The 17,455-nt window shown below is 40.3% G+C and carries 9 protein-coding genes; 4 read left to right on the top strand and 5 right to left on the bottom strand.

The window, feature by feature from the left end; translation table 11 throughout:
- A partial coding sequence (locus tag V7K69_RS20700) for a DUF3854 domain-containing protein (RefSeq protein ID WP_335037692.1) occupies window positions 1-1,013 on the bottom strand: 1,013 nt, incomplete at its 3' end.
- Window positions 1,014-1,723: 710 nt separating this feature from the next.
- Window positions 1,724-3,244: an NB-ARC domain-containing protein gene (locus V7K69_RS20695; protein ID WP_335037690.1), complete on the bottom strand. Its 1,521-nt coding sequence runs from the start codon at window positions 3,242-3,244 to the stop codon at window positions 1,724-1,726.
- A 469-nt stretch (window positions 3,245-3,713) separates the two neighbouring features.
- On the opposite strand from V7K69_RS20695, the gene V7K69_RS20690 reads away from it, so the two are divergent.
- On the top strand, window positions 3,714-5,573 hold the full coding sequence (locus V7K69_RS20690) for a serine/threonine-protein kinase (RefSeq protein ID WP_335037687.1): 1,860 nt from the start codon (window positions 3,714-3,716) through the stop codon (window positions 5,571-5,573).
- Between the two features lie 64 nt (window positions 5,574-5,637).
- Window positions 5,638-6,723, top strand: coding sequence for a tetratricopeptide repeat protein (locus V7K69_RS20685; protein ID WP_335037685.1), 1,086 nt, complete (start codon window positions 5,638-5,640; stop codon window positions 6,721-6,723).
- Here the strand turns inward: V7K69_RS20685 and V7K69_RS20680 are convergent.
- Together V7K69_RS20680 and V7K69_RS20675 are read right to left on the bottom strand one after the other, a co-directional pair.
- Window positions 6,665-9,178 (bottom strand): CHAT domain-containing protein, encoded by a 2,514-nt coding sequence (locus V7K69_RS20680; RefSeq protein ID WP_335037683.1) that lies wholly within the window; start codon window positions 9,176-9,178, stop codon window positions 6,665-6,667. The two genes, V7K69_RS20685 and V7K69_RS20680, sit on opposite strands and share 59 nt — an antisense overlap.
- Window positions 9,175-11,697 carry a two-partner secretion domain-containing protein gene (locus V7K69_RS20675; protein WP_335037680.1) on the bottom strand — a complete coding sequence of 841 codons (2,523 nt, stop codon included), beginning with the start codon at window positions 11,695-11,697 and terminating at the stop codon, window positions 9,175-9,177. The genes V7K69_RS20680 and V7K69_RS20675 overlap by 4 nt, the downstream gene beginning before the upstream one ends.
- Before the next feature lie 452 nt (window positions 11,698-12,149).
- Between V7K69_RS20675 and V7K69_RS20670 the strand changes: the two genes are divergently transcribed.
- Both V7K69_RS20670 and V7K69_RS20665 read left to right on the top strand, forming a co-directional pair.
- A complete protein-coding gene (locus V7K69_RS20670) occupies window positions 12,150-13,481 on the top strand; it encodes an aromatic ring-hydroxylating dioxygenase subunit alpha (protein WP_069068049.1) in 1,332 nt (443 codons plus the stop codon).
- Window positions 13,482-14,010: 529 nt separating this feature from the next.
- Window positions 14,011-14,952: a hypothetical protein gene (locus V7K69_RS20665; protein ID WP_335037678.1), complete on the top strand. Its 942-nt coding sequence runs from the start codon at window positions 14,011-14,013 to the stop codon at window positions 14,950-14,952.
- A gap of 318 nt (window positions 14,953-15,270) precedes the next feature.
- On the opposite strand, the gene V7K69_RS20660 is transcribed toward V7K69_RS20665, so the two are convergent.
- A complete protein-coding gene (locus V7K69_RS20660; RefSeq protein ID WP_335037674.1) occupies window positions 15,271-17,445 on the bottom strand; it encodes an AAA family ATPase in 2,175 nt (724 codons plus the stop codon).
- Between the last annotated feature and the right edge of the window lie 10 nt (window positions 17,446-17,455).

Below are 17,455 nucleotides of genomic sequence, written 5' to 3'. Positions count from 1 at the left end.
TTTTCCTCCAAATCAGGAATGCATAGTGCTTGGGTCAAATATTTAATATTAATAGTGACATCCGGCTGGTATTTGCTTAACCCCCATTTCTTAGCTCGATAGGAGCGCTGGTAATCGGCAAGTGATTTGGCATCGTCTATAATTGCAGTTAGCAAAACATTGGCATCTTCACCCCTGGCTACCACGAAATCATCTACACCTTTTTCTGGCCCCGGCAACAGCGCAACTTCACATTCACAACCTGCCGATTCGATTGCTTTTGCAGTGCGAACAGTGGCTTGAAACACCGACCACCTAGTTTTAGAAGAAGTTTCGTAGTCGAATAATATAATGAACTTGCGTCCCGCCTGAGCCATCGGTACTAAGTCAGGATGCAACCGTTCATCAAAATCCCGTCTTCCGACTCGCCCGTTCCAGATTCCAGGGAGTGCGATCGCTACAAACCCCAATGAAAGCAAGCAAGCGGCTTTTTTCTCGCCCTCGCATAAGATAATTGGAATCTCTGGATGCTGCTTTATCCACTCCCAAAATATTAGCGGATTGAGTTGATCCAGTAAGCGCAATGCTAAAAGTGAATGATAGCGCTTAATTAAATAACGCTTTGCAACCAAGTCCTGGATGGGGTTAGCGACATCAAAGTAGGTAACGCGGTTGGGGGTTTTGGGCGGCGACTCGTATTTGACGGGTTTCCCTTTTTGCCAATCAATGCGCGGGAAGTTGGGCTTAATCCGCCCCCACTCCATCGGTTGCCAGTTCTTGAATGGGTCAAGTGATTGAATCCACGTCCCACCTAACAGCAAATGCTGATACAGCTTTAAGTATCCATCGGTGACTCGCCCCGCATTCTTACGTGGGATTTTATCAGATATGAACAAGAAATCATAAACTGATTCTCCCTCTACATGGAAAAAGTTGCGCTTAATCAACGCCGGATGAATGGCGCTACCAGCTAACAACTCATGGTATTCCGCAGCCGTGAGATTGTTTGGATATTCAGTTGGAGAGGCATTCATCGGTTCTCTCCAAGGAATTTTTTTGGGAGAACTTTTTCAAGCTGCGAAACTCTTGCTCTAGCCTGGATATTCCGAAAATTTACCTTCGTCACAGCACAAAGTTGCCATGCGAAAGCTGCACTCGACCCCATGCGCTCAACTACAGCGCTCTTGGAGCGTTCTTTATTTATCACAATATTTTCCCCTGATAACTCGGTTTACAAGCTTCAGAGGGGGTGTTGCGCTGCTAAGGGTTTTTAACTACGAAATTCGGGTTTTTTCTTAATCAAACTTAATATCTCGCCCCTTTGAGGAATTTCAACAGCAAAAACTGCCACACAAAAAGCACCAGTTTCGTATGGTTTCTCGTATAATACAAGAAGCAGCGTGGACTTAATCTCTTTTGACCAGTTAGTGGAATCAAGTCGCCAAACTTTAACTACCACCGCTTTGGTTTTTGTGAGATAACCCCGCTCTGGAGTTATTTAGTTTTTTGCTCCTTGGACAAAGCGTTACTTCTTAAGTACGTTTTGTCCTTTAAATTTTGTGTTCCTGTATATTTACCTCCATCTTTTGTTCGTTCTGATCTTACAATGCCCTCTGTGTTTAACGTTGTTTTGATTTTTGCTTTTGACCTCCACGTTTTTTAAGGATTATTTTAGGGGTAATCGAGGGTTAGTAGCACCTCTGTGTAGGGTAGATTACCCTGCAATATTATGAAAAGCTTTTGCTTAAGATGCGACCGCTAAATTTGGCAAAGCATTGGATACACGCACCAATCCTTGTGGATCGGTTAAGATATACTTTTTAATTACTGGCTGGAGAGTAAAACTAATTTCTTTAGTAACTGGATTTTTACTGCTTTCAATCAATGATTGTTTTTCCAGATTTTCTAGTGCTTTAATCAACTCTAAAGTTGACACAGACGCTTTCTGTCTCTGCCTGATATCACTTAATAACTTGGCAAAGCTAATAAATTCTGTAGTTGAAACTATCTCCTCTGCTGTGTAAATCAGAATTTTTCGCTCAATTTCTGTCAATACGTGACCAAAAACATGATTAAGCATTGCTTCAAACTTACTACTGACAAGAGTTGTTGGGTTTTGAAAAAATACTTGTGTACTGCCAGAAAAAAAGTGATTAATTCTCTCAATTACTGCCTCTAGTTCCGAAGGATTACCACGATAAGTTTGAATTAATTGATGGCACTTTTCTGTGTCAGTCAATCCTTTTTCAGACAAAAACTGCATTGCCGCATCTTCATCTAAACCTTCAATTCTAAAAAATCGAAGAGGTCGCTTCGCTACTATCAGATCATTCAGCTCATCAAGCAGAATTCGATTAGTCAAGAGCAAACAGCTTTGATGCTGTTCTTCTACTAAACGGCGAAAAAATAGTCTGTAATCTAGTCGTTGCTCTAAATTTTTTGTCTGAAATAACGCTTCAGATTCATCTAGCACAACCAAGCAACGGCGTGATTGCATCTGCTTCAGCAACATTGTAATCATTGCTTGAGCATACTTAGGTGAGCTTGAGGGTGTTTCCAAAGGCTCAATTATATCTAAAAGTTCGGTTACTAAATCCTGAAGTAGTGGTGCATGAGCAACTGATTTCCAAATCAAATAATCAAATCTAGGTTGAGATTCTGCACTAATTTCCGCTAGAAGTTTTGCCGCTAATGCAGTCTTACCGATTCCTGCTACTCCTACCAAGGATATACATCGCTGTTTAGTTATTAATTCTTTTAAAAGAGTTAGTTCCTTTACTCGTCCGTAAAAACTAGACACATCAGGTAGTTGTCCTCCCAGAACTTGTATTAAGTCGTTGGCAGGGAAGTTCGGCTCCTCTTTTGACGCAGATTGAGCATAATATTCTTCAGTAACTTGTTCCAAAAAATCACGCAGATTCTTTTTGCCAACCCGTTCGCCATTTCCAATAGTTTCAGAAAGCATATCCCACAATCGACGGGCTATGCCACCTTTTAAGTAGTTAGGACTGTAAGATGAGTTACTTGCTATTTTTTCATAGTCATTGTCATCCCACGCTCCCTTTATAACAAGGATTTCAGCCTCGGATAGATATCTACCTTTTTTGGCAAACACTAACTTATTTACTACAGCTAGGGCTAGTTCAAAAGTAACTTTCACTGTAAAAAGTACTTTTGGTGACTCCTGTCCTGTTTGCTTAAGGGAGGAGTGAGTAGGAGCCTGGAATTGCGATTCAGTACTAAAAACTGTAACCTTGTTAATCATTTTTACACAGTAAATGCCCGAAATGGGCATTTTTATAGATTAGGCTTAGTTTTAAGAGGAGATTGCATTGTATCAATCATATTTGATTTTTCATTTTATAGTTAATTTTTTTCAAAAAAGTACTATAGAAATTTCTAATGTTGGTTACTTACAATAAGAATTACTTTCGTAGACACATCTTTGATGGAGTACGGTAAGAGAAAAGAGTAACATTAGCACTTACACTTAAGGCTATTTACTGAAATTGGCTACTGAATTTTCATTTCAGCTAAACAGTGAGTCTTCTAGTAACTATTGTTTAGTGTGATATTTGTCACTTCCTTCACTAAGCAATGCAGGTATTTAATGGTAGTATACATTGATGTTTAAAATGAGGCTGCCTAAAATTTTCAACTTATATGTTGTTCCATTGCGACAGCCAGAGGTAGTGTGAGTAAATTTCTATGCATTACGTTATACATACTAAAATATGGGTTACTGTATCAACCCTCTTTGCAAACAACGTCAAAATCTTGATGACGTTAGTCACTGTCTCTTATGTGGGACTTCATTGCTAATTAACGACCGCATTTGTCTAGTTAAGCCATTAAGAGAGCTTACCGAAAACCCATTTAGCTATATGGAAGTTTTTGAAGTGGACGATGCCGGCACTCAATGGAATCCTGGGCGTAAGCGGCGAGTCATGAAAGTTTTAAAGTGGAACACACCTCAGTTAGTTGATCTTATTGAGCGGGAATCTCTCATCTTACGGCTTATTGAACACCCATGTATTCCTAAAAGTACTATAGATGACTTTTTCACTTTTATTCCGAATAATAGCTCTCTAACATTGCATTGTTTAATCATGGATAAATTTGAAGGAGAAAATTTAGAACAATGGTTAGAGTCTAATGGGCGAATTTCACAATCCGTAGCATTACAATGGCTTCGACAGTTAGTTGAAATCCTTGATGAAGTACACCGTACAGAAATTTTTCATAGAGATATTAAACCTTCTAATATAATTCTTCAGTCAAGTGGACAACTTGCATTAATTGATTTTGGTGTAGCACGGCGAGTGACTGATACCTACTTGGCAAAAGTCAGTGGAAGTGGGGGATCTAGCACAGGTAGGGGAGGACGATACGAAATTACATCTGTCAGTACTCCTCGTTACTCTCCATTGGAGCAAGTAAATGGTCAAGCAGTACCTCAATCAGACTTCTATGCTCTGGGTCGGACTTTTGTGCAATTAGTGACTGGCATTCAATTGATGGATCTTCCAACAGATAAAAAGACAGGAAATCTAATTTGGAGAGAGCAAACGCCGCAGATTGACAAGCCCTTTGCTGATTTTATTGATGAATTAATGGCTCCTTTACCAGGGCAGCGTCCGCAAACAACTAGAGTCATTTTGCAGAGGTTAGAAAAACTACCTCAGCAAATTAAAAATTATAGATTAGCTAATTCTAAAGTTTTTCAATACAGCAAATATACATTGATTGTTTTGGGATTTTTTGGGTGTGTCTTTCTCTCTATACCTGTAGTAGCTAACTACCTAGTAACTCAAGGACAAAAGTTAGAAGCAGCAAATAATTCTCAGGGGGCACAAGATTTTTTTTACTGGGCTATAAAAATTCGTTCTCAGAGTAATCGGACTATATCAAGTTTTTACTTTGATAAAGCTGTCCGTAGTACCAAAGACCTTGAGTTAGCTAAAAAATATTATGAATTAGCCATTAAATACAATAACCGGGATGCAGATGCTTATAGTAATTTAGCTTTTGTTTGCCAGCAATTAAACCAAGATGACTGTGCAATTAATAATTATGAAAATTCCTTTAAATTAAAGCCTGGCAATTGGGAATCGCGTTTTGGGCTAGCACTTTTCTATGATGATAGACGAATGTATGATTTGGCAGAAAAACAGTATATATTAGCCATTGAAATGAGTAAAGAAGCAATACCAGCCATTAATAATTTATCAAGATTGAAGATTTTAGATGGCAAATATGATGTAGCAATTGCTTTAGCTAAATCAGGTTTACAAAAAACTGAAAATATTAAATTTAAGTCTACTTTATACAAAAACTTAGGTTGGGCAAAATTAGAGTTAAAGCGTTATGCCGAGGCGAAGGCTGATTTGGAGAAATCAACAAAACTGGATTCCAGAACAGATGCTTATTGTTTATTAGCGCAAGCGCAAGAAGCATTAGGTGAAATTAATGATGCCAGGCTGACTTGGGAGATATGTTTGATTGCTGAGTCTAATCAGTTAGAAGTTCAGCAATGGAGATTGCAAATATTAAAGCGTTTGTTGGGAGAGTTTGTGACGCCATCTTCGCCCTAAGCCTTTTTTTTATTTCCTGTTTCCTGTATGCTACTAACTAGCAAATAGCCATACGAAAATTTTGATGCTTACTTTACACAATTCGACAAGTGCAATAGCCGAAAAAATATTCACAGTTCAAATTGTAGCACTCGCATCAATATCAACATTAGTTGTCTCAAGTTCTAGTAGTGCATGGGGGCAATCTCAACTAATAGCCTTGCGTCAGTGCAAGAATGTTGATGGAAAGGTGATGAGTCCAGGCGATCGCTACTTAAAAGCAGGTAGTCCGCTGTGCCCAGGAGATCAGATTCACCCAAAGAATGGAGCCACAGTTACAGTCGTTTGCTATTTAAATCGAAAAATTTTATACATTAATCAAAACAATATTTCTGACGCTGTCAACAAATGTGCGCCATTACAAGTCACTGAGGCAGATAAGTATCGATGTACGAATCTTAAACCGCAGAACTGTCCCACTACACTTAAAGGGCCAGATGATGATAATTCTGTACCAAGACCAAGATTAATTAGTCCTTACATTAGTGGCGGTAGAATCTTGACTACCCGACCATCAATTTCTTGGCGTGCAGTTCCAGGAGCTACTAGTTACACAGTAGAGATGGAGGGTAATAATGTTAATTGGCAAATACAAGTAAATAATACTAAATTGCCATATCCAGAAGGGCAACCTCAATTGAGATTTGGACGTGTGTATAGAATTATTGTGTTTGCGTATCAAGGGAACTCAATCATAAGTCATGCTCCTTTAGTATTTGGTCTTTTATCAGAAAAAGAGCAACAGGAGATCGCATTACTGGTAAAACAAGTTAACGAAGTAAAAGTACCTCCTGATGAAGCTGCTGTTGGGGTTTTAGATACTATATACATGTCAAAAAATCTGGTAAATGAATCGATAGAAACATTAAAGGCAAGAGTGGCAGCAGGAAGTAAAAACCCTGAAATTTATCGAGTACTGGCAGATCGCTACTTAGAAGCAGGACTGCCTAATGAAGCTCTTAGTGAATACACAACAGCAAATAAGTTAGCTAAAAGTAATAAGAACTTAAAGGAATTATCAAAGGTGCAAGAAGGTTTAAAACTGTGGGAATTTATAACCAACTACCAACGAGCAAGAACGGGGCCCAGTAGTAATGATGAGCGTATTTAGGATTTTTCATTAATGCTAGTTGTGCGATCCGTAGTGCCTCTGCTTTAGGAATAGCATTTTTCAATCCCTTGTAGAATTCTTCCATTAATAAAGCAGTAGAATCCGCATCTACTAGCCACAAAGTAGCTATCGTAGTTCTGGCACCGGCTTGTGCGGCTACTCCAGCCATTCCTAATGCTGACTTTTTATTACCCTTTGCAGTTTGACAGGCGCTTAAAACTAATAACTCAATTGCATCTGTATCGGTTTTAATTTTACCTTTTAGTAATTTGTCAAATTCTCTAATATTGATAACCTTATCATAGGCTAGAAGTACTGTCTTCAAAGGGTCTGAACTAAACTGTCCATGAGTGCTAATATGAACGATTGGGAAATTATTTTTACTTATTTCTTGCTCTAGACGGGGAGTAGTAAACTTTTCGTCTAGTAGTGTAAGGGAAGATTGTGTTTGACTTTGGACATCTTTTACTTCTTCTTTGGCTTTGGGTAGTGATCTAACGCCTTTAGGAGCGTTGCGATCTAACAAGCTGGGGCTGGGCTTAGACAAAGCAGCAATGAGAGCTGTAAACCGCTTTTTTGATAAGGGTTTGGGATATCTAATTCTAGAACCGAGAGTGGCTGCAATGCTGTACTGCTCGAGTAGATAATTTTTCCCATTATATAATATGCCCATTGGTATACTTTGAAAAGATTTATCTAAGATAAATATCAATGTTCCTGATGCAGGTAAATATGATGCTATTGGCGCAATTAATTTTTCATAAAGTGCTTGAGAAGGCGAAATAATTTGTTGTACATCAATAGTAGGGAGTTTCTGATCCTGTAAACTCCATAAAAGATCACTAAGATTATCTTTAACTATATTTGCTTCAACAGAGTAATGATGAAGAGAGCGGTTTGAAGACTGGAAAATAACTTCTATAGTGTCATCCAAATCAATGATATGAATGATCCCATAAGCACTATTTAAGTCTGGAATATCATTCAGAGCAATTAGGTCAAGCTTGCCACATTTTAAAAAATTTTCTAACTGTGCTGTTTGTAAACGTTCGTTTATTTGAATGACTTCTTTTAGATTAGGATTAGAATCTTTCAAAAGTAACTTCATATAATCACGGTACACAGGTTCTACTTCTTGTTGAAAGAAGAACTGTATATCTGTATTGCTTGACAATATGCTGTCACGAATATGTGCCAGATTGTCAATAGCAGATTTGTACATTGTGAGGGCTTCTTTAGCCCTTCCTTGCTTGTTGTACAAGTTTCCTAGCTGTTGTTGCCATTGGTAAGCAATATCTTCTGCTTGAATTGATTGAGCCAAACTTAAAGCTTTTAAAAAATATGCTTCTGATTTTTCTGGTTGTAATTTACCCAGAGTGCCAAAACTGTAAGACTTGATTCGCTGATTACTTGTACTTTTAGCTGTTTGCAAAGCGGACTGACCATATTCAATAGCTAATGAACGTAATTGCTGATCTGGAATTTGACTTAAACTATTAGCAAAATTTAGTTTAGTATAAACAAATTGGCTAGCTGATAATTGAGAGAATGTAGAAGAATTTTTTAAAATTATGTTAACAGATGGTTTAATTTGTTGTTGAATTTGATTGCGAATCTCAACTAATTTTGAATTACCTAAGTTTAACTCTGTTGTTAAGAAGTTATCAAAATCTATTAGCAGGCTAAAATGATGCAGTTGAGATTTTAATTGTGTTACCGGAGAATTTGCTGACACCAAATTCACTTGATGATAAATTTCAAGTGAATTGAGTGCTTGTTGCTGAATCATCTCCACAATTTCATTTTTAAAATCTGGTTCTTCTACTTCATAATATTTATTTCGTGCTTGCTTATAAATAGCTTCATGAGTATTAGCTAATGACAGCAAAATCTCATGATTATCAACAGTGGATGTTTTTTGAGCAATTGATAGCGTTTTTGCTAGAACAACCTTTGATTCATCTAATTTACCAATTAAGCGCAAGACATCTCCTAAGTTGTGCCATGCAAATAGATTTACTGGCAAATGTTTTTGACTATCAATCGCTGCTATCAATAGTTTTGTTGTAAATTCAGTAGACTGTTGTGGCAAGATGGCACAAATCTTAGTATCTGTATTTAGCTTTAGAGCTTGTAATAGTGTGTTACAAGCAAAACGATTTAAACCCAAAGCTTGTAGAGCAAGATTTTGGTTAATTAAGCTGCCAGTAATACCCTCTTCGTAGCCAAGTTGACGATAAATTTTTGTGGCTGTTTTCCAAGACTCAAGAGCCTCCGATGCTCGTCCTTCATTTAAATACTTTTCTCCTATTTGGGTTAGTAGTCGCGCTTGATTACGTTTTTGTGCTTCTTTATTTACAGCTTGAGCAGCGATAATGGATGGCTTGCCTACAACTGTTAATAACCCTAGAATGCTTGAAAATACATACTTAAACCAGTCTCGGCGTTTAATCATTGCTGGGCATGAGTTGTTATAGTACTTTTTGACACATTTTCTTCAGAACATAAGCTAGCGAACGACGCAGCATAAGGTGTTGCTGAATTTGCTTCTGCCGTTAAGGTCACATTCCCGTAAGAGTCTTGCACCCAACCTTGAGCTTCTACAATTTGTGTTGATTGTTTTTGCAATTTTGGCTCCTCTGAATTATTGTTGACCTGACTAGAAACAAAATTATCTTGCCAAGTTGGTTTAATAGGTGGTACATCGTTAGGACTCAGAGGTAATCTGTCCACGCCACTCATAACAAATTCACTTTCTGCCACGTCTGACTGTCCCTGGCAAGCTGATGCAACTTTTGGACTTTGTGCAAGTCCTTCTGGTACGGACTCAATACCATTAGGGTCAACGTAAAAGCCGTTGATCTGAACGTCACCATTCAATCCGAATTGTGAACTAGCTGTAATTTTACTGTTGGGAGAGAAAAATAATCCACGAGCATTTATCAGGATATTTCCGCCTCGTCCTTTAAAAGCGTTAGCTGTGATGCTACTGTTTTCCGCAAGAACTAGGATATTTGTGTTGATATTGATGTTGCCACCATCACCATTTGTGCCTTGCTGACCAGCAGTTGTAGAGATAATTCCATTGCGTATAAAAATATTATTTGAGGTAATATTAATATCACCACCCTGTCCGGCAGTAGTGGTTGCGGTAACGCCTCCGCTGTTTGTGATGTTAATCGTATTGGACTTAATTTCAAGTCTTCCTGCATCACTCAAACCTCCATTTGCTACGCTAATTAAACCTCCTTGGTTGACATTTAAAAGAGGAGTGTCAATGGTTATATTTCCAGCAGAACCAGTTGGTATCAAAGGTAGTCCAAATATTTTTCTGACAGTTTCATTTGCAACATTGGCAGATGAGCTTATAAAACTAGGTTGAGAGTTAGAAGCTTTTCCACTTACTTCTATAAAGTTTTCAGCATTAATATTTATACTGCCAGCATTTCCAGTAGCAAAAGCAACAGAATTAACTATTCCTCCATTTTTCAATCGCAATTGTGATGTATTTATGTTTATACTTCCAGCATTTCCAGCATTAAAAGCTGCTGCTGCTATGGTGCTTGGAGCAGAACGCTCTGGTTTTATCCCTGTAATTTCGATAAAATCTGCATTGACAATAACGTTGTTTCCATCTCCAGTTCCGAAGCTTGATGATGCCACTGTTCCTCCATCAGTAATTCGTAGCTGATCTGTTGACATTTGAACAGAACCTGCTTGCCCAGAAGCGAAAGTAGCAGCACTGATTAAGCTAATAGTATCTCCACGACGAAAAGGATTAGCAAGCCTGTTTTCTAACAATTGCACAGAATCAGAGGCATTAATAGTTACGTTACCTCCAGAAGCGTTACTATATGTACCTGCTCCTACTCTTGCTCCATCCTGAAGCGTTAATCGTTGGGTAAAAACTTTTAGATCGCCACCTTTTCCAGTATTTACTGTTTCCGTGAGTATACTACTAGAAATATTGCCATTTGGAGAAGTTCCTTCCAAAACCAAAGACCTAGAAGCATTAATATTGATATTTCCAGATGAAGTCTCGCCTAAATTCTGAATCAACATTGTTGAACCGTCTGTCAGATGGACATTATTTCCATGTACCTGAATTGTTCCAGCGCCTGTACCACTAGCATTGATTAAAGCTTGTTTCGATAACTGAATATCTTCAAACTTGCGAACTCCTTCGTAATCAAAAGTCCATCCTTGGTTATTGGATTTGAGGTCAACAAAACCAGATCCTACACTACCCAATTCAGATTGTCCTCCTGGAGTGGTTATAATGCCACCTTCCAGATTTACGTTACTCCCGATTAAAGCTAAAGTCTTTCCTGGTTGTACTAAAAGCCCTGTTGAATTGTTGTTTACTATGGTAGGGAATAAACCTGCATTTGGTGTAATTCGATGTCCGCCACCTAAAACTTGAATAGTTCCAGTTGAATTATCTCTAAATACTAGCCCTGTAGGGGCGCTAATTGTTAGCAATGGTTCTTTCTGGTTGGGTTGAGCAAAAAACTGTTTACCATCAGCAAATTTAATACTGTTGGCTGTGGTTGCGACAAATGACCCACCAATATTTAGTTGAGCATTAGAACCAAAAATAATTCCATTGGGGTTGAGCAGAAATAGGTTAGCTATTCCATTAGCACGAATTAAACCATTAATGTTAGAAACAGATTTGCCTGTGACACGGCTAATAATGTTTGTAATATCAGCAGCATTATTAAAGAAAGCAGTATTCCCAGTAGAAACAGAAAAGTCTTGAAAGCTGTGGAACAAATTAGTTCCTGCTCTAGTTCCTTCATTGATAATATCAATACTGCCTTGATTAGTGACGCGAGAATTGTTAGTAAGACTAGTATCTGGAACGATTTGTGCAGCAGTTGGATTTGAAAATGATATGTAATATAATATACTAGCCTTGAATAAAAAATTACTAGCTTTTCCCCATTCTATTTTAATTTTCGTCTTATGCACCTGTAGCTAAATCCTTTTTTTTTACACGAAAATATTATAAAGTTTAAAAAGAACTAGCTACAAATGATTTAAATGATTTTGACCATGAAGTTAATATATGCGATTAATCAGTTATCTCTCTATCTATTGCAATCATTGAACTTCCCCTCTATGCAAGCAACACCCCACTGACAAAACTTGGTAATCAACTTTTCGATAAGAATCTATAAGCACTGAGTTATTATCCCAACACTCCTGAAAAAACTCAAATCTGGAATTAGTGTTCAAAATTCTTGCCATCTTGAGCTTTTTCACTCTGGTCAATCATTTGACCAAGCGCTATTGCCTCACTTGATGATTTATTTATCTGTTATCACTCACGGTTGATTGGCTGCTTACCATTAATATCTCATGATGGCAGTTGCATATACTAAACGTATAATTACTTTTTGTTTACTCAAATGAATACAAAAATACAATCTGATTTTGATTTTTTTCGACAATGGTATCCGCTTTCTCCTATCGAAGATATCAATCCAAAGTGCCCCACCACAGTTGTTATTCTGGGATTACGCTTAGTCATTTGGAAGCCTAAATCATCTAAAGCTTACCAAGTATTTCTAGATCAATGCCCCCATCGCCTTGCTCCCTTAAGTGAAGGACGTATTGATGAAAAGACGGGTAATTTGATGTGTAGTTATCACGGCTGGCAGTTTGATTCTCAAGGAGTTTGTACATATATTCCCCAAGCAGAAGATCCAGAAATTATTACTAGGAATCAAAAAAACTTCTGTGCAGTTACATTCCCTGTTCGTCAGCAAAATGATTTACTTTGGGTTTGGCCAGATGCTAGATCAGCAGAACAGGCTGCAACTACGCCATTACCTCTTTCACCTCAAGTAGATGCTAGCAAAGGTTTTGTTTGGGATTCTTTTGTACGCGACTTGGAATATGATTGGCAAACTCTTGTTGAAAATGTGGCAGATCCAAGTCATGTTCCTTTTGCACATCATAAAGTACAAGGCATTCGAGAGCAAGGAGTACCTATACCTATTAATATTGAGAAATCAACAGTAAATTTGATTGAAGCAGTTATTGAAAGAAGCTCAGGACGAACAACAATCATTTTTGAACCACCTTGCCGTTTAGAATATGCAATTAGTGTTGGTTCTGGAAAGCAGTTAGGAATTGTCACTTACTGTATTCCAGTGTCTCCAGGCAGATCAAGAATTGTGGCTCAATTTCCTATTAATTTTGCTAAAACAATCTATAGTCTATTACCACGTTGGTTAGAACACATCATAATTCGGAATCCACTTCTTGATGGAGATATGATTCTTCTACATCAGCAAGAACGTTTTTTTCAACAAAAAAAGTTAGTTGAAAGCTGGAAAACCGCCTACAAGCTACCTACAAGTGCAGATCGTTTAGTGATTGAGTTCAGAAATTGGTTTGAAAAGTATTGTAATGGGGATTTACCGTGGAATGAAGTTGGAATTAATTTCTTACAAAACTCAAATATTAATGACAGTCGGACTGTACTGCTTGATCGCTACAAACAACATACTCAGCACTGTAGTAGCTGCCGAGGAGCGCTAAGGCTGATCCAGCGTTTGCAAGTGGTATTGTTGGCATACTCTGCTATTACTATTTCAGGAGTTGCTATCCTCCCAGATCCGCTTCGAGTTAAGCTTGGTTTAACGCTAATTATTACAGCACTATTAAGTTTAGCAGCTTACACTTGGCTCAAATTTTGGCTTGTTCCTAAATTTTACTTTGTAGACTATGTTCATGCTCAAAAATAACAGAAATAGGCAACAATTACAAAATTAATAATTTTGTAAGTAGCTCAACATATAGCGCCAATTCCGCAGTATCTATCTTCACTAAATGCCGTGCCAGGGCTATCTCTGCCTTGCTGGAAGGAGTAGGCTAGCACTAATGGCAAGAAACCAGTAGCGACCGAGATAACCCAGGCGAAATTCTAAGAACGACTCTTGTACTCCAAACAAAGTCATCCAAAATGTAATACTCGCGGTCAAATAATCAAGCATTAGCCCTTGTTTTACCCATGTCTTGAAGAGGGTATTTTCTAGAATACGCCCAAACAGTATTTTGTTGTTGTAATACCTCTGGCGTAGTGGTTTTTTTGATAATTGGTCTATGAGATTTTTTAATGAGTTTTATATTTGGTAGTGCTTTAAGGCTGCAAAATATAAAAAGCAACGAAAAACCCCATCCTTCATACAGGTTGGGGGGATAGATAAAAAACATATATTCCATGATCACACAATTCAATATTTGTTCGACTGCTGTCAGCCTAGAGGTGGGGCAATGAACAAACCACCATCCAGACGCAAGAAAATTACCCCTGCGACATCTGGTGAACCAAAGCCAGCAAGCAACTCTGCACAGGAAAATACTCTTGAGCAAGATAACCCAGCCTCAGCAACGATTACGGTTACTGCTGTTGAAATAAGAGAGTTGACCGAGGAAGAACAAAGCTTACGCCTACACTTGGAACGCCGTGTGGAGAGAGCATTTTTGGAGGCAGGACAAGCGTTGATGGAGTTGAGAGACAGACGGCTATACCGTTCCACGCACCAGACTTTTGAAGAATACTGCCGCGATCGCTTCAATTATAGTCGTGACGCGGCGTACTTGAAGATTTCGGCAACTGTGGTTTATGAGAATCTTCAAAAGTTTTTGCCGACCATTGGTCGGCAAATTCCAATGCCGACCAACGAACGACAATTGCGGTTTTTGGCGAAAGCCGAGTTGGAACCGGCTGTGCAAGCGGATGTTTGGCAGCAGGCAGTAGAGCAAGCTGGCAATAAGATTCCATCTGGTCGCATAGTGAAAGACGTAGTGGATAGGATACGCGAAAGTCCGAAAGTACCCAATCCTTATCATATTGGGGAAATATGCCTTCTGTTGCCGAAGGATAACCCAGACTTGAGAGGTAAAGCGGGTTATTGGGGCGTAGTCAGCCATGTTGGAGAATACAGTTGTACAGTCCAGACATGGGACGGTGACTACACGGTAAAAATCGAACACCTGAAATCACTGGAATTGCTTGACGAAGATTGCCAATTCATGCAGCAGTTATGTGTGAGATTACGGCAGTTGCATCAAGTGGCGACCCGTGACGAGGCTGTGGATTGGCTGTTGCAGTGGTTGGGGAAACAAGCTAAACCATATCTGTCATCCTTGCAGTCAAAGCTGCTGGCGTTTGTTGAGAGAGAGTACAACCTGGTTTGGAAGCAGCAGAAGTGATGAGATAACTAGTAAACAATAGGTTAATCCAACAAATACACAATGCAACAATTAACTCATTGCATGAAAGCGGTAAGCAATCGCGGAGGGTCTGGTAGAGAAGACGTTGCTGGAATGGCTTATCGGTTCAAGAATAAATCTGAGTAGGTCTTGGTGAGTGTCTATAAAAAGCCGCCCAAACGGGACAGTTCACTCTGTACTCTTTTCTCCCCCTGCTCAAGAACAGCCTGCCTCAGCCAAGAAATTCCTTAACCGAACGGTATTTGGGTCAACCCCTAAACCTCCTCTAGAAAAGCACAAATCCTCTCAGCGTTTTCATCACCTCACTAGTTCGTAATATGGTTCAAATTCTGTTCTTTCACAAATCTTGCCAAGCTTCTGATACTCGCGTTTCGTGGATAGAATCAAGTGTTTCATCTGGATTGGACTATCATCTTCGGCTGCTCGGAAGGCAGCGGTGAGGGCAACGTTCTTAATGTTGCCTCCAGCGATTTTGAATTTGGTGGCTAGGAATTCAAAGTCGATTTCGTCGGACAGGGGAGTTTGGGGTGGAAACATTTTCTGCCAGATTTGCAGGCGATAAGCTTCATTGGGAAAAGGAAATTCGACACTGAAATGTAGCCGTCTAACAAATGCCGGATCGATGTTCTTGCTTAGGTTGCTTGCCAGGATGATCACGCCTTCGTATTCCTCGACCCGTTGCAGGAGGTAGTTAATTTCAATATTGGCATAGCGATCGTGGGCATCTTTGACGTCAGAACGTTTGCCAAAAAGGGCATCGGCTTCGTCGAAAAAGAGGATGGCGTTACTTTTTTGGGCTTCTTGAAAGACCTGACTGAGATTTTTTTCAGTTTCCCCAATGTATTTGCTGATGACTAGAGAGAGGTCGATTTTGTAGAGGTCTAGCCCTAGTTCTTTGGCTATGATTTCGGCACTAAGAGTTTTGCCTGTGCCGGAGTCACCACTGAATAGGGCGATCGCCCCCTTTCCTAAACTTAATCGCTGGTCAAAGCCCCAGTCAGTATAAACCTTCTTACGATGCCGGACTTGCTGACAAAGTTCCTGTAACTGTGCCAAGGTGTCTTTCGGCAACACTAAATCTTGCCACGATCGCCGGGGAGTGACTTTTTGGGCTAGGGTGACTAGGTGGCGGCTTGATTCGGCGCGGCAGCCTGCGAGCAAGTCAGCTTGGGTGAGGTGATTGAGGATGTCTTGTTGTAGGCAGGCTTGGGTTTCAGCACGAGCGATCGCTTGTTGAATTTGTCCAGGGGTGAAGCGGAAGGCGCTGGCGAGGTAATCGAGGTTGAGGTCGGGGTCGGTAGATTTTGGGCTGAGGAGGCGTTGCCAGAGGTGTTGCCGCGATCGCTCGTCGGGGAGGGGGAGTTCGATTTGAATGAATTGATACCGATGGGAGGCTGTCGGTTGCCAGGATGTATGACTGGCGGCGAAGATGAGTCCCTTGTATTGCTCGATTTCGTATTCGATTTGACGGATTGTGATTTGGCAGGTGGCATCAGTCAGTAGCTCGTGCCAGCCGTTGAGGTAGATGATACTGCGGTAGAGGCGGGCTTCTCGGAAGGCAAGGGTGAGGAGATTGTGGAAGGGCTGCTCGACTTTGAGCATAGCGGGTAAGTCGATGACCAGGAGCGGGCGATTTTGGGCTGTGGCGATCGCTTGGACGCAAGTTTGCTTGCCGACTCCGGCAGGTCCGTAAAGCAGACAGAAGCAGGATGTGTGGGCGGTATTGAGGGAAATGAGGGATTGGAGCGCTGTATAAATGGTGCTGGGCAGGAGTAAATCGTTGAGGGTTTGCTGGCTGACGATTTGTTGGATGAGGGGTTGGGGGGTGAGGAGGCGAGAGTCAAGGCGATCGCTGCCTAACAAAAATTCGGTGATGCGATCGTCGAGTTTGAGGGTGCGGCTGAGGAGGGGGGAGGGGCGATCGGTGGGGTCTTCGTGGAGCAGAAGCAGATGATGGTGAAGCAGGGGAGAGTCTGAGAAGAAGGCTGAGCGGGCGTTGACCTGTTCGGCTAGGGAACAGCAGAATAGGCGGAGGGCCAACTCAATGGAGGGGCGTTTGCGGGTAACGTCATCTTGCAGGTAGGCGTAGAGTTGTTGATAGCGGAGATTGATTTCTGGGGCGATCGCCAATAGTAGCAGGTCGGTTTCAAACAGGCTCAAGTCAAATATTTTTTGCAGGTAAGGTAACCGCAAGGTGACACCCGTCGATTGAGTTTCTGCGACTCGCTGCTGGATTTCTGCGTGAAGCTCTCTGTCTTTAGTTTGGGCTTCTGCCCAGGGTTGCTTCAGGGGTTCATTTCCCTCGGACATTGAGCGATCGATCTGGTCGTCGGAGATATATAGCCCTCGAAATTCAGCGGGGGTATTTTGCTGACGCGCTGCCCGAAATTGCTGGACTGCCTGTTCGATGAGTCGATCGAGACGGTACAGCTCAGCATAGAGGTGTTCGAGGTTGGTGGTGTAGGGAGTCATTTCAGCCCAT

The sequence above is a fragment of the Nostoc sp. genome (assembly GCF_036917775.1).
Lineage (GTDB): Bacteria > Cyanobacteriota > Cyanobacteriia > Cyanobacteriales > Nostocaceae > Nostoc.
Note: the sequence above shows the minus strand (reverse complement) of the source record. Positions and strands in the feature narration are given on the sequence as shown.